The sequence below is a fragment of the Pseudoalteromonas sp. G5_S1_14_S5 genome (genome assembly GCF_054968605.1).
The window spans coordinates 1-370 of the sequence record NZ_JBQKUM010000245.1 but is presented as its reverse complement, the minus strand read 5'-3'; the positions used below and the strand labels follow the sequence as shown (position 1 = coordinate 370).

At 42.4% G+C, this 370-nt stretch carries 1 protein-coding gene; it reads left to right on the top strand.

Going from position 1 to position 370, the window contains the following annotated elements:
* Positions 1–370, top strand: a 370-nt coding sequence (locus ACTRWI_RS22745; protein ID WP_499133946.1) for an ISAs1 family transposase, incomplete at both ends; no start/stop codon positions are given.

The window sequence follows — 370 nt, the reverse complement described above, 5'->3', positions numbered from 1 at the left end:
GGTTGATAAAGGCGGAGATATCCTAGTACAAGTTAAACTGAATCAACCAAGTTTGTTAGCCGAAATTGATGTGCAATTCCGAGACTATTGGGCTTTGCCTGAAGATAAACAGGAACCATACATCACGGAAGACAAAGGGCATGGTAGAAAAGAGGTTCGTGAGGTTTACGTGCTTCCTGCAGCCTTCAGCGAAGCACTCAGACAGAAGTGGTGTCTCGTAAAAAGCATTGTTGCAGTGGTAAGAGATAGGAGTGTCAAAGGGAAAGGAAGTTATGAAACTTCGTACTATATTTGCACAGACCATTTATCTTTAGAGTTAGCCTCAAAGGCAACAAGAAAGCATTGGCATATTGAGAATCAGCAGCACTGT